Origin of the sequence: Rhodanobacter sp. B2A1Ga4, from assembly GCF_018101315.1 — a bacterium.
Classification (GTDB): domain Bacteria; phylum Pseudomonadota; class Gammaproteobacteria; order Xanthomonadales; family Rhodanobacteraceae; genus Rhodanobacter; species Rhodanobacter thiooxydans_A.
The window spans coordinates 389,318-409,374 of the sequence record NZ_JADBJR010000002.1; the positions used below are offsets into that span (position 1 = coordinate 389,318).

The following is a 20,057-nucleotide window of genomic DNA, read 5'->3' on the forward strand; positions in this document are numbered from 1 at the left end:
GGATGACTTGGCAGTTCCATTGTGACCGCCGCCACGCTGCTCCGGCTGGCCGCCTACGCAGCGGCTTCGACTGCCGCGCGCGCGCGCTCGGCGCCACGGAAGTAGCGCCACAGGCCGGCGAACAGCAGCATCGCCGGCAGCACTGCCAGCACCGTGATGACGAAATAGCCGCCGTAGCCGGTGGCGGTGGCGATGCCGCCGGCGAAGAAACCGAGCAGCTTGCCGGGCAGGTTGACCAGCGAACTCAGCAGCGCGTACTGGGTCGCGGTGTGCTGGCGGTTGACCAGCGAGGACAGGAACGCCACCGTCGGCGGCCCCAGCATGCCCAGGGTCAGGTTCTCGCCGGAGATCACCAGGGTCAGCACCAGCAGGTTGCCGGGATGGGCGATCAGCAGCAGGTACAGCAGGTTGCTGCAGCCGCACAGCACGATGGTGACGCCGAGCGGGCGCCACGCGCCCCAGCGCGCCACCGCGGCACCGCCGAGGAACACGCCGACGATGCCGATCCAGATTCCGTAGATCTTGGTGATGGTGCCGATCTCGGTCTTGGAGAAACCCATGTCGCGGTAGAACGGGCTCATGATGCCGCCGATCGTGGCCTGCTCGGGCATCTTGAACAACAGCAGGAACAGCAGCGTCACCCCGGCCAGCACCCAGCCGTAGCGACGGAAGAAATCGGCGAACGGATCGATCACGCCTTCGCGCATCGCGTCGCGCCAGCGCGCGGCCCGCACCCGCAACACGTCCGGCTCGCGCGCGACCAGCGTGGTCGCCACCGGCACCGCCATCGCCAGCGCCATCAGCGCGTAGACCAGCCGCCACGGCAGGTGGTCGGCCAGGATCAGCGCCACCGCGCCGGCCAGCAGCAGGCCGATCCGGTAGCCGAGCGAGTAGGTGGCGACCAGCGCGCCCTGCGCCTCGATCGGCGCGATCTCGATACGGTAGGCGTCCACCGCGATGTCCTGGGTGGCGCCGAAGAACGCCACCACCAGCGTGGCCGCCACGAACGGCACCAGCTGCACCGGCGTCAGCAGCGCCATCGCCAGCAGTCCGAGCACCACGCCCAGCTGCGCGAACAGCAGCCAGCCGCGGCGCTGGCCGAGGCGGGCGAAACCCGGAATCCGCCAGTGGTCGAGCAGCGGCGCCCACACGAACTTGAACGCGTAGGTCATGCCGGCACTGGCGATCATCGTGATGTCTTTCAGCTCGATGCCGTTTTCCTTCAGCCAGTACGCCAGCGTGCCGGCCACCAGCAGGAACGGCAGGCCGGAGGAGAAGCCGAACAGGAACATCGTCCACGCCGCCGGCTGGGCGAACGCACGCCATACCGACGGCCTGGCCGGCCGGCCTGCCGACTCAGTCGGCATAGTCGACGGTGTACGGCGCGTGGTCGGAGAAGCGTTCGTCGCGATAGATCGAACAAGCCTTCAGGCGTTCACGCAGACCTGGCGAGACCACCTGGTAGTCGATCCGCCACCCCACGTTGCTCTCACGCGCGCGGCCGCGGTTCGACCACCAGGTGTACTCGACGGCGTCCGGCTTGATCGCACGGAAGCTGTCGACCCAGCCACGCTGGTGGAACAGCAGGTCCAGCCAGGCACGCTCCTGCGGCAGACAGCCGGAGTTCTTCTGGTTGGACGACCAGTTCTTGATGTCGTTCTTGGTGTGCACGATGTTCCAGTCACCGCAGATCACGTAGTCGCGACCGCTCTCCAGCCACTGGTCAAAGATCGGTGTGATCCACTCCATCGCCCTGAACTTGAACTGCTGGCGCTCGTCGCCGGAGGAACCGGACGGGAAGTACAGCGAGACCACGCTGAGCTTGCCGAAGCGCGCCTCGATGTAGCGGCCCTCGTCGTCGAATTCGTCCCAGCCCAGTTCGGTCAGCACCTGGTCGGGCTCGCGCTTGGCGTAGATCGCCACGCCGCTGTAGCCCTTCTTGCTGCTGGCGTCGCGGTAGAAGCAGTGATGGCCGTCGGGGCGGAACATCGGGTCGCCCAGCTGGTCCTCCTGCGCCTTGGTTTCCTGCAGGCAGACCACGTCGGCATCCTGCTGGCGCAACCAGTCGAACACGCCCTTGGTCGCGGCCGAGCGGATGCCATTGGCGTTCAGGGTGACGATGCGCATGCTGACTACCGGGGCAATGCGGCCATCATAGCAACCGCGCCACCCCGTCCGCGCCGCCGTGGGCTGTACCATGGCGCCCGCCGTCCGGCTTTCACCGCTTGCGAGATCCACCGTGCACGACTACCAGCGCGAATTCATCGAACTCACCCTGCAACGCGAGGTGCTGCGCTTCGGCGAGTTCACCCTGAAATCCGGCCGCCACAGCCCGTACTTCTTCAACATGGGACGGATCGATTCCGGTGCCGCGCTGGCCCAGCTCGGCCGCGCCTACGCCGCCGCCATGGTGAATTCCGGCATCGCCATCGACATGTTGTTCGGCCCCGCCTACAAGGGCATCGCGCTGGCTGCCGCCACTGCCATCGCGCTGGCCGATGGTCACGGCCGCGACCTGCCGTGGGCGTACAACCGCAAGGAGGCGAAGGATCACGGCGAGGGCGGCGTGCTGGTCGGCGCTCCGCTCAAGGGCCGCGTGCTGATCGTCGACGACGTGATGACCGCCGGCACCGCGGTGCGCGAGTCGCTGGCGCTGATCCGTGCGCACGGCGCCGAACCGGCCGGCGTGCTGATCGCGCTGGACCGGCAGGAGCGCGGTCAGGGCGAGCGCTCCGCCGCGCAGGAAGTAGCCGCCGACTACGGCATCCCGGTGATCGCGATCACCAGCCTCGACGACGTGCTGGCCTACGCCGGCGAACACCCCCGGCTGGCCGCCGAGCACGCCCGGCTGCTGGCCTACCGCGAGCGCTACGGGGTTCAGCGCTGAGTTCGACAGGCTCAAGCGAACCCGGTCACACTGGCGGCCGCTAGCGCCGGCACGGAGCTAGGCAGCGCGACGGCGCTGGCTATACTGGGCAACGAGAGGGGTATCCATGCGCAAACCATTGCTCGTCATCGCTGCCGTCGTGCTGGCCACAAGCCTGTCGGCGCACGCCCAGAACACCGGCAACATCCGTTACAAGTGGTACGACGCTCAAGGCCTGATGCACTTCAGCGACAGCCTCACCGCCGAGGCGATGAAGTACGGCTACGACCTGGTCAACGACCGCGGCCTCGTGGTGCAACGCGTGCCGCGCCAGTTGAATGCCGCCGAACGCGCCGCCGCCAACAAGCTGGCGGCCGAACAGGCGGCCCAGCAGCGCGCCGCGCAGGAACGCGCGAACGCCGACTCGCAGATGCTGGCGGCCTACCCGGACGAGGAGTCCTACCAGATCTCGCTGCACCAGGCGCTGGACATGATCGACCAGCAGATCCACACCAGCCAGATCAACCTGCGCAGCCAGGAGAAGGCCCTGACCGACCTGCTCGGCCGCGCGGCTGATCTGGAGAACGCCAAGAGCCCGGTGCCGAAACCCCTGGCCGACAGCCTCACGCAGCAGCGCAACGTGGTCGCCGGACTGCGCGACACGCTGCGCCACCAGCAGGCCCTGCGCGCCGAAACCGTGCAACAGCAGGCCGGGCAGCTGGCGCACTATCGCGAAGTCAGGGCGGCGCAGGAGCGGGCGGCGAAGTAGGGCGACGCCAGCGGGGTGAACCTCTCGGCCATCCTGCCCTGCGCACCACTTCCCCCGCGGAGGGAGCCCTCACTCCGCACCCGGGCGCTGCTAGAAGGGCAGCTTCAATCCCGGGTCCACCGCCAGCAGCTGCTGGCGGAAGACCTGCTGGATCCGCTTCAGCACCGCCGGGTTGTCCGCCTCGAAACGCAGCACCAGCACCGGCGTGGTATTCGACGCGCGCACCAGCCCCCAGCCATCTGCCCAGTCCGCGCGCAAACCATCGAGGGTGATCAGGGTGGCGTCCTCGAAGCTGGCCTGCTGGCGCAGCTGGTCCATGAAGCGGTAGTGCTCACCCTCGGCCAGTTCGACCTTCAGCTCGGGCGTGGAAACGCTCTTCGGCAGCGTGGCGAAGATCTGCTCGGCACTGCGCCCTTGCAGGTCGCCGGCGAGGATCTCCAGCAGCCGCGCGGCGGCGTAGATGCCGTCGTCGAAGCCGTACCAGCGCTCCTTGAAGAAGAAGTGCCCGCTCATCTCGCCGGCCAGCTCGGCACCGGTCTCGCGCATCTTCGCCTTGATCAGCGAGTGCCCGGTACGCCACATCAGCGGGCTGCCGCCGGCGTCCAGGATCTGTCCCTTCAGGTGGCTGGTGCATTTCACGTCGTAGATCACCGTGGCGCCAGGCTGGCGTGACAGCACGTCGCGCGCGAACAGCATCAGCAGGCGGTCCGGGTAGATGATCTCGCCGGACTGGGTGACCACGCCGAGGCGGTCGCCATCGCCGTCGAACGCCATGCCCAGGTCGGCGCCGGTCTGCCGCACGGCGTGGATCAGGTCTTCCAGATTGGCCGGATCGGACGGGTCCGGATGATGATTCGGGAACGTGCCGTCGACGTCGCAGTACAGCGGGATCACCTCGCAACCGACGCCTTCCAGCACCTGCGGCGCGATCGCGCCGGGAATGCCGTTGCCGCAGTCGACCACCACCTTCAGGCGGCGCTCGGCCAGCACGTCGGAGATGATCTTCTCGATGTAGTCCGGGGCCACGTCGACCTGGCGCAGGCCACCGCCGCCGCCGCTGGCCAGCGCGCCACCGGCGATGCGCTGGTACAGGTCCTGGATCGCCCCTTCGGACAGGGTCTCGCCGCCGACCACGATCTTGAAGCCGTTGTAGTCCGGCGGGTTGTGGCTGCCGGTGACCGCCACGCCGCAACCGGTGTTGAAGCGGTAGGTGGCGTAATACACCACCGGTGTCGGCACCGCGCCGATGTCGATCACGTCCACCCCGGCCTCGCGCAGGCCTTCGGCCAGCGCCCCGGCCAGTTCCGGCCCGGACAGCCGGCCGTCGCGGCCGACCACGATCTCGCGCAGGCCTTTCTCGGCCATCAGCGTGCCGATCGACTGGCCCAGCGCGCGCGCCACCTCCTTGTTCAAGGTCTTGCCGACCACGCCGCGTACGTCGTAGGCGCGGAAGATGCTCGGGTCCACGCCGACCGCCGCGGCAGCCGACGGCTCCGGCGGCTTGGCCCGGGCCGGGGCACTCTGGCGCGCCGGCAGCGGCAGATCGGGCGCCTCGGCTTCCGGCTGCGCTTTCCAGCGCTGGCGCAGGTACAGCAGATAACCGCCGCCGCCAAGACCGAGCAGGGCCAGCAGCCCGCTCAACAGCCACCAGCGCGGCAACACGATGAAGGCGCCGGGCAGGCCGGCGCCCACACTGAACGCGCTGCCCGCCACCGGCTTGCCGGCAACCTCGGCCTCGACCGAACCGTTGCCGTGCGAGAACAGCTGCACGTTGCCGCGATCGTCGCCCTGACGCAGGTCGAGCCGGCCACCGGCCGGCGAAATCGCGTCGAAACGCTGCCTCAGCGGAGCAAACGGCAACTCGACCCAGACCCAGGCCTGGGCCTGCTGCGGCGGCCCCAGCGGAATCACCAGGCTCAGCCGGCGATCGCCGTTGCCGTAGGAGACGCTCTGCGCCAGCGGCACGCCTTCCGCACTCTGCGCGGCCATCAGCTGGGCCGCCTTGGCGTAGCCGAACTCGCGGTAATTGGCCTTGAGCACCTCGTTGAGGTCGCCGCTGTAGATATCCAGCCTCTTCGCCTGTGGCAGCTGCTGGCGCAGCGCCGCGGCGGATTGCGCCGGGTTGCTCAACAGGGTCGCCGGGTCCACCCCGGCCAGTACCTTCTCGACCGCGCCACGCTGGCTGGCGATTTCCCGGGACAGCGCCTGCACGGCCTCGTCCTGGGCCTGGTGCACGCGCCGGATCGCATGGCCCTCGTCGGCAATCAGCCAAGTCTGCCAGGCGCAGAACAGTCCCAGCAGCAGCAGCGCGGTGGCGCCGGCCAGCGGCAACAGGTCCCGCCAGTCGACCTGCAGGTTGCGCAGCCGTTCGTTCGCGATGTTCAACGCCATACCCACCCCTGCGACTGTCACTGTAGGCTGGCCCGATTGCCCGGGCCGACCCTGCTGGTTATTGGATACCGGTCGAGCCAAACCCGCCGCCACCACGCTCGCTGGGCGCGAAGTCGGTCACGATGTTCAACCGCGCCTGCGCCACCGGCACCAGCAGCAGCTGGGCGATGCGGTCGCCCACCGCGATGGTGTACGGCTGGCTGCCGCGATTCCAGCACGAAATCATCAACGGGCCCTGGTAGTCGGCGTCGATCACCCCGACCAGGTTGCCCATCACCAGACCATGTTTGTGACCCAGCCCCGAGCGCGGCACGATCAGCGCGCACCAGCCCGGATCGCCGATGTGGATGGCGATGCCGCTGGGCACCAGCGCGCTTTCGCCCGGCGCCAGGGTCAGCGGCACATCCAGCGCGGCGCGCAGGTCCATGCCGGCGCTGCCGGGCGTGGCGGCCTGCGGCAGCGCGATGCTGTCGCCCAGGCGCGGATCGAGGATCTTCAGCTCGACCTCGATCGTCATCCGCGCGTCGCCAGGTAGCGTTCGGCCACGTGGGCGATCAGCCGGCGCGCCAGTTCGGCTTTCGATGTCCGCGGCAGCTCGGCCACGCCATCGGCCCAGTACAGCGTCAACGCATTGTCGGCCGCCTCGAAGCCGAGGCCGCCGCCCACCTGGTTTGCCGCAATCATGTCCAGCCCCTTGTGGCGCAGCTTGCCCTGCGCATAGCTCGCCACATCATGCGTCTCCGCGGCGAATCCGACCAGGAACGGGTGCGCGGTTTGCGCGGAAAGGCTGGCCAGGATGTCCGGATTCTCGCCGAGGCGCAGGGTGAGTTCGCCGCCGTCGCGCTTCTTCAGCTTCTGCGCGGACACTTCCTGCGGGCGATAGTCGCCGACCGCCGCCGCGCCGATGTAGATGTCCGCCTGCGTCGCCGCTTGCAGTACCGCCGCGTGCATCTGCGCCGCGCTGCGCACATCGATGCGCTGGGTCACGCCGGGCGGTGTGACCAGGCTCACCGGCCCGGCCACCAGGGTCACCTCCGCACCAACCTGCGCAGCGGCCTCGGCCACCGCGAAACCCATCCGGCCGGAGCTGCGGTTGCCGATGAAGCGTACCGGGTCGATGTCCTCGTAGGTCGGCCCGGCGCTGACCAGCACCTTCAGCCCGGCCAGCGAACGATCGCCGAACGAGGCCACCAGCGCATCACGCAATTCGTGCGGCTCCAGCATGCGACCACTGCCGACGTCGCCGCAGGCCTGGTCACCCACCGCCGGCCCCAGTAGCTGCGCGCCGTGCTGGCGCAGGGTGGCGATATTCGCCTGCACCGCCGGGTGCGCCCACATCTGCTGGTTCATCGCCGGCGCCAGGTACAGCGGCGCGGCGCTGGCCAGGCACAGCGTGGTCAGCAGGTCGTCGGCCATGCCGTGTGCCAGCCGCGCCAGCAGGTCGGCGCTGGCCGGTGCGACCAGAACGCGTTCCGCCCAGCGCGCCAGCTCGATATGCCCCATCGCCGCCTCGGCCTGCGCGTCCCACAGGCTGACCCGCACGCTCTGGCCGGACAGCGCCTGGAACGTGGTCGGGCTGACGAAGTGGGTGGCGCCCTCGGTCATCACCACGCGCACCTCGGCGTCGAGGTCACGCAGGCGGCGAACCAGTTCGCAGGACTTGTAGGCGGCGATGCCACCCGACACTCCGAGCAGGATGCGGCGTTGGGCAAGACTCATGTAAGGCGGGCCTGACAATCGGGCAGAGGCCTAGCTTACCGGATTCACTCGTCTTGCCCGCTGCCCGGCGGCAGCATCAACGGGCAAGTTGGGGAGCATGAGCATCCGCGACTGGCCCGAAGGCGAACGTCCCCGTGAAAAACTGCTGGCGCGCGGCAGCAGCGCGCTGTCCGACGCCGAACTGCTGGCGGTGCTGCTGGGCAGCGGCAGCCGCGGCAAGGACGCGCTGGCGCTGGGTCGCGAACTGCTGAACACCGCCGGCAGCCTGGGCGCCCTGCTCGGCCGGACCGAGCACAACATCCGCGTCGGTGGACTGGGTCCGGCCAAGCGCGCCCGCATCGCCGCCGCACTGGAGCTGGCTCGGCGTAGCCTGGCCGAACAGTTGCTGGAGAAACCCAGCCTGGGCAACCCGCGCGACAGCGGCGACTACCTGCGCGCACGCCTGCGCCACCTTCCGTATGAGGTGTTCGGCTGCCTGTACCTGGACAACCGCCACCGCGTGCTGGCGTTCGAGGAGCTGTTCCGCGGCACCGTCGACGGCGCCAGCGTGCATCCGCGCGAAGTGGTGAGGGCCTGCCTGCAGCACAACGCCTGCGCGGTGATCTTCGCGCACAACCACCCCTCCGGCGTGGCCGAACCCAGCGCCGCCGACCGCGCGATCACCCACGAGCTGCGTGATGCATTGCAGCTGGTCGGCGTACGTGTGCTCGACCACCTGGTGATCGGCAGCGGCGAGCCGGTGTCGATGGCGGCCCGCGGCCTGATCTGAAACCGGCCCGCAGACAAAAAAACGGCGTGGCACAAGCCACGCCGTGAGGCCGATTGGGGGAGGTGGGGAGAGCGGCATCCCCGGTCGCCATGTCATGGAGGGGAGTTCATGTTCTGGCCCGTTCAGTATCGCAGTGCCGCATGACAAAACCATGACGCGAACCTCAACCGGAAGCACCGCCCAAGCCGCCGGGACTTATACACAAAGCAGCAATACCGGCACTTGCCACACCTATCGGGCATCGGCTCTAGGTTGACATCCCAATTCATTGATATTCATATTTAATTTCTTGGGATGAGTCGATGATTGACGGTCTCCGGGCCCGCACGGGCCGCAGTCCTCTGCTTTCCCCACAGACTTATCCACAGGCTGACTCGCCGCGGTGCGTCAAAATTCCGACGCGACCGGAAGCGACACCGGCCGCCCGCGCCGGGCCTCCCTGCCGGTGCGTTTCACCGGCAGGCGGTCTGTTAGGATTGGCGGTTCCATCACGAAACCGACCCCACCCGTGAAAGAACAGCTGCGCGAACTGGTGCTGCAGGCGATCCAGGCCCTGCAAGACGACGCCACCCTGCCTGCCGATCTCAGCCTGCCCGGCTTCGTGATCGAGCGCGCGCGCAGCCGCGACCATGGCGATTTCGCCAGCAACGTGGCGATGCTGCTGGCCAAGCCGGCGCGCGCCAAGCCGCGCGAGCTGGCGGAGAAACTGGTCGCCGCGCTGCCGGCGAACGCCCTGGTGGAGAAGGTCGAGATCGCCGGCCCCGGCTTCATCAACTTCTTCCTCGCCCCCGGCGCGTATCACGCCGAGGTACGCCGGATCATGGCCGAGGGCGACGCCTACGGCCGCAACGCCGGCGGCCACGGCAAGACGGTCGGCGTGGAATTCGTCTCGGCCAACCCGACCGGCCCGCTGCACGTGGGTCACGGCCGCGCCGCGGCGATCGGCGACTGCCTGAGCCGGCTGCTCGACGCCAGCGGCTGGCGCGTGAAGCGCGAGTTCTACTACAACGACGCCGGCGTGCAGATCGCCAACCTGGCGATCTCGGTGCAGGCGCGCGCGCGCGGAATCACCCCGGACGACAGCAGCTGGCCGGAAAACGGCTACCGCGGCGACTACATCGCCGAGGTGGCGCGCGCCTACCTCGATCGCGAATCGGTGATCGCCGATGGCGAGACGGTGACCGGCGCGGGCGACGTGGACGACCTCGACGCGATCCGCCGCTTCGCCGTGGCCAGCCTGCGCCACGAGCAGGACCTGGATCTGCAGGCGTTCGGCGTGGGCTTCGACACCTACTTCCTGGAATCCTCGCTGTACACCGACGGCAAGGTGGAGGAAACCGTACGCGAACTGGTCGCGCACGGCCACACCTACGAGGAAGGCGGCGCGCTGTGGCTGCGCACCACCGATTTCGGTGACGACAAGGACCGCGTGATGCGCAAGTCCGACGGCACCTATACCTACTTCCTGCCCGACGTGGCCTACCACCTCAGCAAGTGGCAGCGCGGCTACGAACGCGCGATCACCGAATTGGGTTCGGACCACCACGGCTCGCTGGCACGGGTGAAGGCCGGCCTGCAGGCACTGGATTGCGGCATCCCCAAGGGCTGGCCGGAATACGTGCTGCACCAGATGGTGACGGTGATGAAGGGCGGCGAGGAGGTGAAGATCTCCAAGCGCGCCGGCAGCTACGTCACCTTGCGCGACCTGATCGACGAGGTCGGCAAGGACGCCACGCGCTACTTCCTGATCTCGCGCAAGAGCGACTCGCAGCTGGTGTTCGACATCGACCTGGCGCGCTCGCAGTCGAACGACAACCCGGTGTACTACATCCAGTACGCGCACGCCCGCGTGTGCAGCGTGCTGCGCCAGGCGCCGGAGAAGGGCTACAGCGTCGACCTCGCCGACGGCCTCGCCCACCTTGACCGGCTGGACAACGAGCACGAGCAGATCCTGCTCACCGAACTGTCGAAGTACCCCGAGCTGGTTGAGGCCGCCGCGGCGAACCTGGAGCCGCACCTGGTCGCGGCGTGGCTGCGCGAACTGGCGAACGCGTTCCACACCTACTACAACTCGCACCAGTTCCTGGTCGAGGACGCCGCGCTGCGCAACGCACGTCTGGCGCTGGTGGTGGCGACCCGGCAGGTGTTGAAGAATGGTCTGGATTTGTTGGGCCTCGATGCCCCGGAGAAGATGTAATGGCAGCACGCAAGGGCAGGGGCCGGCAGGCCGTGCGCAACGGCAACAACGGTTTCCCGGGTTGGGGTTACGCGGTCATCGGCCTGGTCGCCGGCGCGATCCTGATGGCGGTGATGATGCGCGGCAGCCTGCTGACCAGCCTGCGCAAGGCCGACGGTCCGCAGGCGAACCCGCAGGCCACGGCCGAGCGCGGCAGCGCACCGGGCGTGCTCGAATCGAGCGGCGACAATGCACCGAAGAAGCCGCAGTTCGACTTCTACTCGGTGCTGTCGGAAAAAGAAGTGCGCATCCCCGACGCCGAGATCAGCGCGCAGGCGCGCGTCGAGCAGCAGCAGAAGCAGCAGCAGGCCGCCCAGTTGCAGGCGCAGCAGGCAGCCCAGGCGGCACCGCCGGCGAATGCGCCGGCCGCGGTCAGCCAGGACGTCACCGCCGCGCCGGCCAGTGCGGTGCCGCAACCTACTGCCGGCAGCGGCTACCTGCTGCAGGTCGGCGCCTTCCCGAACGCCGCCGACGCGGAAACGCTGAAGGCGAAACTCGCGTTGCAGGGCTTCGTGGCGAACGTGCAGTCGGTCAACATCGGCGGGCAGACTTACAACCGCGTGCGCCTGGGGCCGTTCCGCTCGGCCACCGAGCTGGAATCGACCAAGCAGCGCCTGGCCGGCGCCGGCATCAACGCGATCGCGCTGAAGGAAGGGCACTAGGCTCCCGCCTTCCGGTCATCCCGGCCACCCGAGGCCGCGCCCGCAGCGCGGCCTTTTTATTTCCTTAAGCACGCGTGAAACCCGCCCGGGGTAGCTTTCACGCCCCACTTACGCCAGCACTGCGCACCATCCTCGCCCGCCGCCCGTTACCAACATGCAGGGGAACCTCTGATCCACGCAACGGGACAAGTGCCCGGGGAGATTCGCATGAAAAACAGCACAGTCTGGCTGGCGCTGGCGTTTGCGCTCGCATGCAGCGGCGCGCAGGCGGCTGACAACGCCCGCGCCATCCGCGATTTTACCGACATGGTGGCGCCCGCCGAACAACAGGCGTACGTGGCCGGCTCCAAGGCGTTCAACCAGTGCCTGCGCCAGCACGATTTCAAGTACAACATGATCGCCTGGACGCACGAAACCGGCGATACCTACAGCTATTCCTATGTCACCGACCCGGTGCCATGGAGCACCTTCGACGCAATGGACGCCACGGTGAAAGCCTGCCTGCCGGTGATCGGCTCGCAGGTGAACCCGCACCTGAAGAGCGAGACCAGCGCCTTCATGCAGGCAATGCCCGAGCTGAGCCACCACTCCAGGCAGATGGGCCCGCCGCCGCCGCTGATCGAGGTGACCAATTTCACGCTCAAGTCTGGCCACCAGGCCGTGGCGGCCTTCACGACAGCGGCGAAGAAGATCGCCGCCGCCGCCGCGAAGTCGAACTGGCCCCACGACTACCAGATTGCCCGGCTGGTCGACGCGGGTGAGGGCGCTCCCGACTTCATCCTGGTGGTTCCCGCCAAGAACTGGGCGGACCTGGGCGCGGAACCCGATCCCGGCGTGTGGAAGATGGTCGAGAATGTGTACGGCAAGAGCGACGCTGCTGCGATCCGCCAGTCGCTCAATGACGCAGTCGTCAAGCAGGCCTCGCACGTGGACAGCTACAACGCGGAGCTGAGCTACATCGCCTCCGGCAAGTAAGCGACGCATGCGATCCGGGCGGCCGGCACGGTCGCCCGGATCCGCGCCAGCCACTACACTGGCGTGCATGACGACCAAGACTGCCTGGATCACCGGCGCCACCTCCGGGTTTGGCGCCGCCACCGTGGAACGTTTCGTGGCCGGCGGCTGGCGGGTGATCGCCAGCGGCCGCCGCATCGAGCGGCTGCAACAGCTGGTGAACCGGCACGGCGCCGGGCAGGTGCATGCGGCGGCGTTCGACATGCGCGACGAGGCGGCGATGCGCGCAGCCATCGACACGCTGCCGGAGGGATTCGCCGGCATCGACCTGCTGGTCAACAACGCCGGCCTGGCGCTGGGCACCGCGACGGCGCAGCAGGCAAGCCTGGCGCAGTGGAAACAAATGATCGACACCAACGTCACCGCGCTGGTGACGCTGACCCACCTGCTGCTGCCCCGGCTGATCGAACGGCGCGGCGCGATCGCCAACATCAGCTCGATCTCGGGCAGCTACCCCTACCGCGGCGGCAACGTGTACGGCGGCACCAAGGCCTTCGTCACCCAGTTCTCGCAGAACCTGCGCGTGGACCTGCACGGCAGCGGCGTGCGCGTCACCTCCATCGAGCCGGGCATGGCCGAGACCGAGTTCACCCTGGTGCGCACCGGCGGCGACCAGACCGCCTCCGACCAGCTCTATGCCGGCGCCCACCCGATCACCGCGGCCGACATCGCCGACACCCTCTGGTGGATCGCCAACCTGCCGCCGCACCTGGACGTCACGCGCCTGGAAATCATGCCGGTGAGCCAGTCGGCGGCCGGGCTGCAGGTGCATCGCGACGCGTAGAAACACCTCGCGCGCATGGCAGGCGCTGCCCGCCCTGCGCGCCTGCCCGTCCCGAATCCCGGCGGCTACTGCATGAACCAGCCGTGGCTGACCACGATCGACTGACCGGTCAGCGCCGCGGACGGGAAGGTGGCCAGGTACAGCGCCGTCTGCGCGATGTCCTCAACCGTGGTGAAGGTGGCATCGACGGTGTCCTTCAGCATCACGTTCCTGATCACCTCGTCCTCGCTGATACCCAGCTCCTTCGCCTGTTCGGGAATCTGCTTCTCCACCAGCGGCGTGCGCACGAAGCCGGGGCAGATCACGTGCGAGCGCACGTGGTGCGGCGCGCCTTCCTTGGCCAGCGTGCGGGTGAGGCCGAGCAGGCCGTGCTTGGCGGCGACATAGGCGGACTTCAGCTTCGACGCCTCGTGCGAATGCACCGAGCCCATGTAGATCACGATGCCGCCGCGGTCATCCTTGTACATGTGCTTGAGCGCCGCCTTGGTGGTGAGGAAGCCGCCGTCGAGGTGGATCGCCAGCATCTTCTTCCAGTCGGCGAAGGCGAACTGGTCGATCGGGTTGATGATCTGCACGCCGGCGTTGGAGATCAGGATGTCGAGCGCGCCGAAGGCCGCCACCACCTTGTCGGTGCCGGCGTTGACCGCGTCCTCGCTGGTCACGTCCATCGCCACGCCGAGCGCCTTGCCGCCGGCCGCGTTGATCTGTGCCGCCACCGCATCGGCGGCCTGCTGGTTGATGTCGGCGATCGCCACGCTGGCGCCATGCTTCGCGTACAGCTCGGCGATGGCCTTGCCGAGGCCGCTGGCCGCACCGGTGATCAGGGCCACCTTGCCGTTGAGACTTGTCATGTACTGCTCCTTGGAGAGGATGGGGCGGGCGTGATCACGGGATCGCGCCCATCGGCCGGATTGTAGGCCCCGCCACGGTGGCCGCCATCGGACCTTGGGACAGGCCATGCGGCCACCACCACACCGTCAGCGCAGGTCCTCGGCCAGGTAGGTGTACGCGGTGAGCCCGCCGTCGAGCGCGTCGTACAACTGCCCGGCTTCGGCGCCGGTCAGACCCGCGTCGGCGATGCGCTCGCGGTAGCTCCGGCGCAGCGCCTCGAGGTCGTAACCGACATAGTCGAGCATGAGATCGGTGGTGTCGCCGCGGCGTATATGCGCGAAGGTATAGCCGTCGCCGTCGACGCGCACGTTGACCGCGTCGGTGTCACCAAACAGGTTGTGGATGTCGCCCAGCGTCTCCTGGTAGGCGCCGACCATGAAGATGCCGAGCCGGTAGCTTTCACCGTCCCTGAGTGCATGCAGCGGCAGGCTGACGTCGACGCCCTCGGCATCGACGTAGTGGTCGATGCGGCCGTCCGAATCGCAGGTGAGGTCGACGATGACGCCGCGGCGCGTGGGCTGCTCGCCGAGTCGCGCGATCGGCGCGATCGGGAAGATCTGCCCGATCGCCCACACGTCGGGGATCGACTCGAACACCGAGAAGTTGACGAAGTACTTGTCGACCAGCTTCTCGTCCAGCTCGTCCAGCGCCTGCCGGTGCGAACGCTCGGCCGGCAGCAGGCGCGCGCGCACGGCGTTGGCGATCGCGTAGTACATCTCGTCCAGCCGCGCGCGGTCGGCCAATGGCAGCTGGCCCAGCGCGTACAGCGTCTGGCCTTCGCTGAGGTGATGCTGGGCCTCGTGGAACAGCTCCAGCGCGGGGCGCCGGTCCAGCTCTTCCCAGGTCTCGCGCAGCCGCCGCAGCACCGCCGGCTCGTCCGCACGCGGCGGCGGGATCGCGCCGTCCGGCACTTCCTCCACCTCGGTCACGTTGACCACCATCACCGCGTGGTGCGCAGTCATCGCGCGGCCGGCCTCGGTGAGGATGTGCGGCGCGGCCAGGCCTTCGGCGGCCACCGCCTCGGCCAGCGACTGCACGATGGTGGCGGCGTACTGCTCGATCGAATAGTTGATCGAGTTGTGGCTGCGCGAGCGCGAGCCCTCGTAGTCCACACCGAGGCCGCCGCCGACGTCGACGATCTCCAGCGGCACGCCCATCCGGCGCAGCTCGACGAAGTAACGGGTGGCCTCGCGCATGCCGTTGGCGATGTCACGCACGTTGGAGATCTGCGAGCCCATGTGGAAATGCTGCAGCTTCAGCGTGTGCTTGAGGCCGGCCGCGTCGAGCCGCTCGATCAGGGTCAGCACCTGCTGTGGCGACAGCCCGAACTTGCCCTTGTCGCCGCCGGTGTTCTGCCACTTGCCGGCGCCGATCGAGGCGAGTCGCACACGCACGCCGAGCAGCGGTTCAACACCCAGCGCCTGCGCCTCGCTGAACACGTGGTCCAGTTCGGACAGCTTCTCGATCACGATATGCACGCGCAGGCCGAGCTTGCGCCCGATCAGCGCCAGGCGGATGTATTCGCGATCCTTGTAGCCGTTGCAGATCACGATGGAACCGGGCCGCGCCATCGCCAGCACCGCCATCAGCTCGGGCTTGGAGCCCGCTTCCAGGCCGAAGCCGTGCGTGCCGGCAGCGACCAGCTCGCCAGCCACGCCACGCTGCTGGTTGACCTTGATCGGGTAGATGGCGGTATAGCCGCCGGCGTAGCCGTGCTCGTCGATGGCCTGGGCGAACGCACCCTGCAGCCGCGCCAGGCGGTCGGCCAGGATGTCGGGAAAACGCACCAGCAGCGGCAGCCGCAGGCCTTCGGCGCGGGCGCGTTCGACGATCTGCGGCAGCGACAACGCCGGGCCGTTGACGCCACGCGGACGCATCACGATGTCGCCGGCACCATCCACGTCGACGTAGCCGTCGCCCCAGTGCGGCACCGCGTAAGTGTGGCGGGCAGTGTCGGTATTCCAATGGTTCGCCATCAGCGAAATCTCCCTAATGAAAAAGGACGATGTCGTCGCAGCGGCGAGCCTTGACGTCTTGCTCAACAACAGGAGCACGAGCCCGAGCGACCGGAAGCCTCGCACGCCGCGGGGCCGATCGGACTGGTCGGCCGCCGGCGCATTGCCCGGCAAGGCCAGCCGCCATTGTAATGGCCGCCTGTGACGATATGTGCAACGCAGCCGCCCGGCTCGCGGGACGTTCACCACCGATATCGCTACAATTGGCGGTCTTTGTCCATCCACCCGGTTCGTCAGGAACATCACCCATGTCGCAGCAACCCACCTCGAATGAAACCAGCTGGTTCACTGAAGCCCACCAGGCTTCCGGCTCCTCCATCGGTTTCCGTACCGAGCAGCTGCTGCATGCGGAGAAGACCCCGTTCCAGACCATCGAGATCCACCAGACCACCGACTGGGGCAAGCTGATGGTGATCGATGGCTGCGTGATGCTGACCACCCGCGACAACTTCCTCTATCACGAGATGATGACCCACCCGGCGCTGTTCACCCATGCGCGCGCCAAGCGCGTGGTGATCATCGGCGGCGGCGACTGCGGCACGCTGCGCGAAGTGCTCCGCCACGAGGAAGTCGAACATGCGGTGCAGGTGGAGATCGACGAGCGCGTGACCCGGCTGGCCGAGCAGTATTTTCCCGAGCTGTGCGAATCGAATCACGACCCGCGCGCCGAGCTGCTGTTCATCGACGGCATCAAGTACATGGCCGACGCCGAGCCCGATTCGCTGGACCTGATCATCGTCGATTCGACCGATCCGGTCGGCCCGGCCGAGGGCCTGTTCAACGCCGCGTTCTACGCCAGCTGCTACAAGGCGCTGCGCCATGGTGGCCTGCTGGTGCAGCAGAGCGAATCGCCGCTGGCGCACCTGGAGCTGATCAAGTCGATGCGCTCGGCGATGCGCACCTCCGGCTTCAGCGCGGTGAAGACGTTGCCGTTCCCGCAGCCGTGCTACCCCACCGGCTGGTGGAGCTGCACCATGGCGCGCAAGGGTGGCGACCTGTCCGGCTTCCGCGAGCGCGGCGCTTCAGCCAAGAATTTCCACACGAAGTACTACAACGCCGAGATCCACAAGGCCGCGCTGGCCCAGCCGGAATTCATGCGCGAGGCGCTGGGGGAGTAAAGCCGGGATTTGAATGCGGGATGGGGGATGCGGAGGAGCCACGGCCCGGCGCTTTTCCGAAGCCCAGTCCCGAATCCCTGCCCTCAAAACATCTTCGAACGCACTTTCGGCAGCAGCACCAGCAGCAGCGTGGCCAGCGGGCCGAACAGCAGCGACAGCAGGAACCACAGCAGGCCGCTGCGGTTCTTGCCCTGCGCCAGGGCGGCATTGATCAAGGCCAGCGTGCCCCAGCCGACAAACCAGGGTGCGCCGCCGGCGAACGTCGTCAGATGATCCACTACGCGTCTCCCGAGCGATAAGCATGGAGGCGCGGTCCTGCGCCGGGGAACCCCATCGTAGCAAGCGGCGCCGCAGCGGCCACCCTTCACCGGCCGATGAATCAGCCGCGCTTAATCCTTGCAAGGTATGCTGCGCGCTTTGTTCGATCACGGAGCCGAGCCCATGATGCGTGGATGGCATTGCCTTGCCCTGGCCTGCGCCCTGTCGCTGGCCGCCGCGCCGGTATTCGCCGGCAAGCCCGCCGCCGGCAAGAACCGCGGCACACCGGACAAGTCGGCCCAGACCCGCGACAAGGCCCAGCTCGCGTTCCAGCGCGATCTGGTCAGCGTACTGGCGCCCGGCGGCGATCCGTCGCGGCTGCTCGGCGCGGCCCTGCTCGCCCGGCCGCTGTTCAACCAGCCGCCGGAGAACAGCTTCCACCGCCTGATCGAGCGTGCCACGCAGGCCGAAGGCGCCGACGCGGCGGTGTACTGGGTGCAACTGGCCGATTGCGATGCCGCCGCCGATACCTGCCCGAACGATGGGGCCCTGCAGCAACTACTGACCCGGGCGCCGGACAACGCCGCGGTGTGGCTGCTCAAGCTCGGTGTCGATGCGCGCAGCAAAAAGCAGGATGCCGCCCGCGAAGACCTGGCCCAGGCCGCTGCGGCGAAACGCTACGACGACTACACCGGCATCAGCCTGCAGGCGCTGGCCAATGCCGCCGGCGCGCTGCCGCCACCGCCCGCCACGCTGGACCCGGCCCACGCGGGCGGCGCGGTGGGCATGCAGGCCGTGCTGGTCTATGGCCTGGCCGGCACCCAGCCGCAGCCGGGCCTGCAGCTGGTCGCCCAACTGTGCGGAAACGCCGGCGGGGATGCCTCGATCAAGGCCGATTGCCTGGCCTTGGGCAAGACGCTGGAATGGGGTTCCAGCCCGCTGGCCCGTTCGCTCGGCCTGCACCTGCGCGAGGTGCTGGCCGACGACCCGGCGCAGCAGCAGGAAGCGAAGGACGCCCGCCGCAACCTGGTCTGGCAGGTGCAGAGCTTCGCCCAGCTGCTGGCCCGGGCGCAGGACGACGCGACGCTGGCGCAGCACCTGCTGGCGCTGGCCCGCCACGGCGGCACCGAGATGAGCCTGCAGCTGGCCGCCCTGCGCGAGAACGGCATCCCGGTCGAGGCGCCCGCCGGCTGGCAGCCGCATGCAGCGGGGAATCGGGAATAGAGGGCAGGGCATGATCGGGAGCCGTTGGTTCCTCTGATTCCCGATTCCCGATTCCCTATTCCCGGCCTACCGGCTAGGCTTGGTCCACCTTCCGTAGCAGGGGCGATCCGATGCTTACGACGCTGGTGGCAAGCAGCAAGGGTGGTTGCGGCAAGAGTACGCTGGTGACGCAACTGGCATCGCACTGGGCCCAGGCGGGGCAGCACACCGCGATCCTCGACGCCGACCGGCAGCACTCCAGCTTCCACTGGGCCGAGCTCAGACCGGACAACGTCCCCGGCGTACTGGCCCTCGACAGCGGCCGCCGCAGCCTGCAGCGCGTGCCGCCGGACACCCAGCAACTGCTGATCGACACCCCCGCCGGCGCCGATGAGCGCGAGCTGGAACCCTACCTCGACGTGGCCGACGTGCTGCTGGTGCCGGTGCTGCCGTCCTCGTTCGACCTCGACGCCACGCTGCATTTCCTCGATGAGCTGCAGGCGATCAAACGCATCCGCAGCGGCAAGCTGCCGGTGGCGCTGGTCGCCAACCGGCTCAAGCCGTGGACCCACGCCAGCCAGGACGCGCTCGCCCAGCTCGCCGAACAGTCGCCGTTCCCGATCGCCGCGCAACTGCGCGACAGTCAGGCCTACGTGCTGCTCGCCGGCCTCGGCAAGGGCATCTTCGACTACCAGTCCGAACAGGTGCGCAGCCACCAGCAGGACTGGAAGGCCCTGCTGCGCTGGATCAAGCGCCAGCACTGACGCGCGACCTTCCCGACGTTCACCGCGCCACCACCCCCGGAGCACTCCATGCACGAACTGATCCTGTTGCGACACGCCGAAGCCGTGCCGATGGAAACCACCGGCGACGACCCGCAGCGTCCGCTCAGCGTGCGCGGCGAGCGGGAGGCGCAGGCCGCCGGGCTGTGGCTGGCCGCGCACGGCCTGCACCCCGACCGCGTGCTGTGCTCGCCGAGCCGGCGCACCGACGAGACTACCCGGCTGGCGCTGGCCGCCATCGACAACGCACCGGTGCCGCAACAGGCCGACGAAATCTACGACGCCTCGCCCGGCGAACTGCTGGCCCTGCTCGACCAGCACGCCGACGCCGGCACCGTGCTGCTGGTCGGCCACAACCCTGGCATGGAGCGGCTGGTCGCCCTGCTGGTCGAGGGCCGCTCCGACGAATTCCGCGGCATGCCGCCCGGCGCGCTGGCCGTGCTGCACCTGGATGGCGCGCTGGAGCCGGGCAACGCGCGGCTGGACGCGTTCTGGTCGCCCTGACCCGCGCCGCGGCCCTCCGCCAGCGCCACGCCTCGCCCGCCTCCTCACGGCCCCGGCACGCGCAGAACGTATGATT

The 20,057-nt window shown here is 68.5% G+C and carries 19 protein-coding genes; 11 read left to right on the top strand and 8 right to left on the bottom strand.

All coding sequences use genetic code 11. From position 1 onward, the window contains the following. Nucleotides 1-53: 53 nt before the first annotated feature. Nucleotides 54-1,292, bottom strand: coding sequence for an MFS transporter (locus tag IMW82_RS10415; RefSeq protein WP_211004448.1), 1,239 nt, complete (start codon nt 1,290-1,292; stop codon nt 54-56). 64 nt (nt 1,293-1,356) lie between these two features. Next, nucleotides 1,357-2,127: an exodeoxyribonuclease III gene (locus IMW82_RS10420; protein WP_211004384.1), complete on the bottom strand. Its 771-nt coding sequence runs from the start codon at nt 2,125-2,127 to the stop codon at nt 1,357-1,359. Between the two features lie 112 nt (nt 2,128-2,239). Here IMW82_RS10420 and pyrE point away from each other — a divergent pair, with 112 nt between their 5' ends. Both pyrE and IMW82_RS10430 read left to right on the top strand, forming a co-directional pair. Next, nucleotides 2,240-2,887, top strand: coding sequence for an orotate phosphoribosyltransferase (gene pyrE / locus IMW82_RS10425; protein WP_211004385.1), 648 nt, complete (start codon nt 2,240-2,242; stop codon nt 2,885-2,887). A 106-nt stretch (nt 2,888-2,993) separates the two neighbouring features. Further along, complete coding sequence (locus IMW82_RS10430; protein ID WP_211004386.1) at nt 2,994-3,635, top strand: DUF4124 domain-containing protein; 642 nt, start codon at nt 2,994-2,996, stop codon at nt 3,633-3,635. Nucleotides 3,636-3,725: 90 nt separating this feature from the next. Here the strand turns inward: IMW82_RS10430 and IMW82_RS17775 are convergent, their stop codons facing one another. From IMW82_RS17775 to coaBC, 3 genes are read right to left on the bottom strand one after another with little or no spacing between them, the layout of a single operon-like run. After that, the gene (locus tag IMW82_RS17775; protein ID WP_211200183.1) at nt 3,726-6,026 is read right to left on the bottom strand and encodes a phosphomannomutase/phosphoglucomutase; all 2,301 of its coding nucleotides are present in this window, start codon (nt 6,024-6,026) and stop codon (nt 3,726-3,728) included. Between the two features lie 58 nt (nt 6,027-6,084). Further along, nucleotides 6,085-6,543 (bottom strand): dUTP diphosphatase, encoded by a 459-nt coding sequence (dut, locus tag IMW82_RS10440; RefSeq protein ID WP_108470288.1) that lies wholly within the window; start codon nt 6,541-6,543, stop codon nt 6,085-6,087. Continuing rightward, a complete protein-coding gene (gene coaBC, locus IMW82_RS10445) occupies nt 6,540-7,745 on the bottom strand; it encodes a bifunctional phosphopantothenoylcysteine decarboxylase/phosphopantothenate--cysteine ligase CoaBC (RefSeq protein WP_211004387.1) in 1,206 nt (401 codons plus the stop codon). Before coaBC ends, dut begins: the two co-directional genes overlap by 4 nt. A 97-nt stretch (nt 7,746-7,842) precedes the next feature. Between coaBC and radC the strand changes: the two genes are divergently transcribed. From radC to IMW82_RS10470, 5 genes are all read left to right on the top strand, one after another. Next, nucleotides 7,843-8,514, top strand: a complete 672-nt coding sequence (gene radC / locus IMW82_RS10450) for a DNA repair protein RadC (protein WP_211004388.1) — start codon at nt 7,843-7,845, stop codon at nt 8,512-8,514. A 508-nt stretch (nt 8,515-9,022) separates the two neighbouring features. After that, nucleotides 9,023-10,711, top strand: coding sequence for an arginine--tRNA ligase (argS, locus tag IMW82_RS10455; protein ID WP_211004389.1), 1,689 nt, complete (start codon nt 9,023-9,025; stop codon nt 10,709-10,711). Continuing rightward, the gene (locus IMW82_RS10460; protein WP_211004390.1) at nt 10,711-11,412 is read left to right on the top strand and encodes an SPOR domain-containing protein; all 702 of its coding nucleotides are present in this window, start codon (nt 10,711-10,713) and stop codon (nt 11,410-11,412) included. The genes argS and IMW82_RS10460 overlap by 1 nt, the downstream gene beginning before the upstream one ends. A gap of 207 nt (nt 11,413-11,619) precedes the next feature. After that, the gene (locus tag IMW82_RS10465; RefSeq protein ID WP_108470283.1) at nt 11,620-12,387 is read left to right on the top strand and encodes a hypothetical protein; all 768 of its coding nucleotides are present in this window, start codon (nt 11,620-11,622) and stop codon (nt 12,385-12,387) included. Nucleotides 12,388-12,454: 67 nt separating this feature from the next. After that, entirely contained in the window at nt 12,455-13,210 is a 756-nt protein-coding gene (locus IMW82_RS10470; RefSeq protein ID WP_211004391.1) for an SDR family NAD(P)-dependent oxidoreductase, read from the top strand. A gap of 65 nt (nt 13,211-13,275) precedes the next feature. Here IMW82_RS10470 and IMW82_RS10475 read toward each other — a convergent pair whose 3' ends face one another. Beyond that, nucleotides 13,276-14,061: a 3-hydroxybutyrate dehydrogenase gene (locus IMW82_RS10475; protein WP_211004392.1), complete on the bottom strand. Its 786-nt coding sequence runs from the start codon at nt 14,059-14,061 to the stop codon at nt 13,276-13,278. A 126-nt stretch (nt 14,062-14,187) separates the two neighbouring features. Then, nucleotides 14,188-16,077, bottom strand: coding sequence for a biosynthetic arginine decarboxylase (gene speA / locus IMW82_RS10480; protein ID WP_211004393.1), 1,890 nt, complete (start codon nt 16,075-16,077; stop codon nt 14,188-14,190). A 287-nt stretch (nt 16,078-16,364) separates the two neighbouring features. Between speA and speE the strand changes: the two genes are divergently transcribed. Next, nucleotides 16,365-17,234, top strand: coding sequence for a polyamine aminopropyltransferase (gene speE, locus IMW82_RS10485; RefSeq protein WP_211004394.1), 870 nt, complete (start codon nt 16,365-16,367; stop codon nt 17,232-17,234). A gap of 83 nt (nt 17,235-17,317) precedes the next feature. On the opposite strand, the gene IMW82_RS10490 is transcribed toward speE, so the two are convergent. Beyond that, nucleotides 17,318-17,512, bottom strand: coding sequence for an antitermination protein NusB (locus IMW82_RS10490; RefSeq protein ID WP_108470278.1), 195 nt, complete (start codon nt 17,510-17,512; stop codon nt 17,318-17,320). Nucleotides 17,513-17,675: 163 nt separating this feature from the next. Between IMW82_RS10490 and IMW82_RS10495 the strand changes: the two genes are divergently transcribed. The 3 genes from IMW82_RS10495 (at nt 17,676) to IMW82_RS10505 (ending at nt 19,981) form a co-directional block, all read left to right on the top strand. Continuing rightward, nucleotides 17,676-18,716: a hypothetical protein gene (locus IMW82_RS10495; protein WP_211004395.1), complete on the top strand. Its 1,041-nt coding sequence runs from the start codon at nt 17,676-17,678 to the stop codon at nt 18,714-18,716. Nucleotides 18,717-18,826: 110 nt separating this feature from the next. Beyond that, nucleotides 18,827-19,459 (top strand): ParA family protein, encoded by a 633-nt coding sequence (locus IMW82_RS10500; protein ID WP_211004396.1) that lies wholly within the window; start codon nt 18,827-18,829, stop codon nt 19,457-19,459. 48 nt (nt 19,460-19,507) lie between these two features. Beyond that, the gene (locus tag IMW82_RS10505; protein WP_108470276.1) at nt 19,508-19,981 is read left to right on the top strand and encodes a histidine phosphatase family protein; all 474 of its coding nucleotides are present in this window, start codon (nt 19,508-19,510) and stop codon (nt 19,979-19,981) included. The last annotated feature ends 76 nt before the right edge of the window (nt 19,982-20,057 follow it).

Excerpts from the sequence above, each read along its gene's own strand:
- IMW82_RS10505 (WP_108470276.1), top strand. The coding sequence starts at position 19,508 with ATGCACGAACTGATCCTGTTGCGACACGCCGAAGCCGTGCCGATGGAA.
- IMW82_RS10495 (WP_211004395.1), top strand. The coding sequence starts at position 17,676 with ATGATGCGTGGATGGCATTGCCTTGCCCTGGCCTGCGCCCTGTCGCTG.
- radC (WP_211004388.1), top strand. The coding sequence starts at position 7,843 with ATGAGCATCCGCGACTGGCCCGAAGGCGAACGTCCCCGTGAAAAACTG.
- IMW82_RS10420 (WP_211004384.1), bottom strand. The coding sequence starts at position 2,127 with ATGCGCATCGTCACCCTGAACGCCAATGGCATCCGCTCGGCCGCGACC.
- IMW82_RS10500 (WP_211004396.1), top strand. The coding sequence starts at position 18,827 with ATGCTTACGACGCTGGTGGCAAGCAGCAAGGGTGGTTGCGGCAAGAGT.
- speE (WP_211004394.1), top strand. The coding sequence starts at position 16,365 with ATGTCGCAGCAACCCACCTCGAATGAAACCAGCTGGTTCACTGAAGCC.
- IMW82_RS10470 (WP_211004391.1), top strand. The coding sequence starts at position 12,455 with ATGACGACCAAGACTGCCTGGATCACCGGCGCCACCTCCGGGTTTGGC.
- coaBC (WP_211004387.1), bottom strand. The coding sequence starts at position 7,745 with ATGAGTCTTGCCCAACGCCGCATCCTGCTCGGAGTGTCGGGTGGCATC.
- IMW82_RS10430 (WP_211004386.1), top strand. The coding sequence starts at position 2,994 with ATGCGCAAACCATTGCTCGTCATCGCTGCCGTCGTGCTGGCCACAAGC.
- IMW82_RS10465 (WP_108470283.1), top strand. The coding sequence starts at position 11,620 with ATGAAAAACAGCACAGTCTGGCTGGCGCTGGCGTTTGCGCTCGCATGC.
- IMW82_RS10460 (WP_211004390.1), top strand. The coding sequence starts at position 10,711 with ATGGCAGCACGCAAGGGCAGGGGCCGGCAGGCCGTGCGCAACGGCAAC.
- IMW82_RS10415 (WP_211004448.1), bottom strand. The coding sequence starts at position 1,292 with ATGTTCCTGTTCGGCTTCTCCTCCGGCCTGCCGTTCCTGCTGGTGGCC.
- speA (WP_211004393.1), bottom strand. The coding sequence starts at position 16,077 with ATGGCGAACCATTGGAATACCGACACTGCCCGCCACACTTACGCGGTG.
- IMW82_RS10475 (WP_211004392.1), bottom strand. The coding sequence starts at position 14,061 with ATGACAAGTCTCAACGGCAAGGTGGCCCTGATCACCGGTGCGGCCAGC.
- dut (WP_108470288.1), bottom strand. The coding sequence starts at position 6,543 with ATGACGATCGAGGTCGAGCTGAAGATCCTCGATCCGCGCCTGGGCGAC.
- IMW82_RS17775 (WP_211200183.1), bottom strand. The coding sequence starts at position 6,026 with ATGGCGTTGAACATCGCGAACGAACGGCTGCGCAACCTGCAGGTCGAC.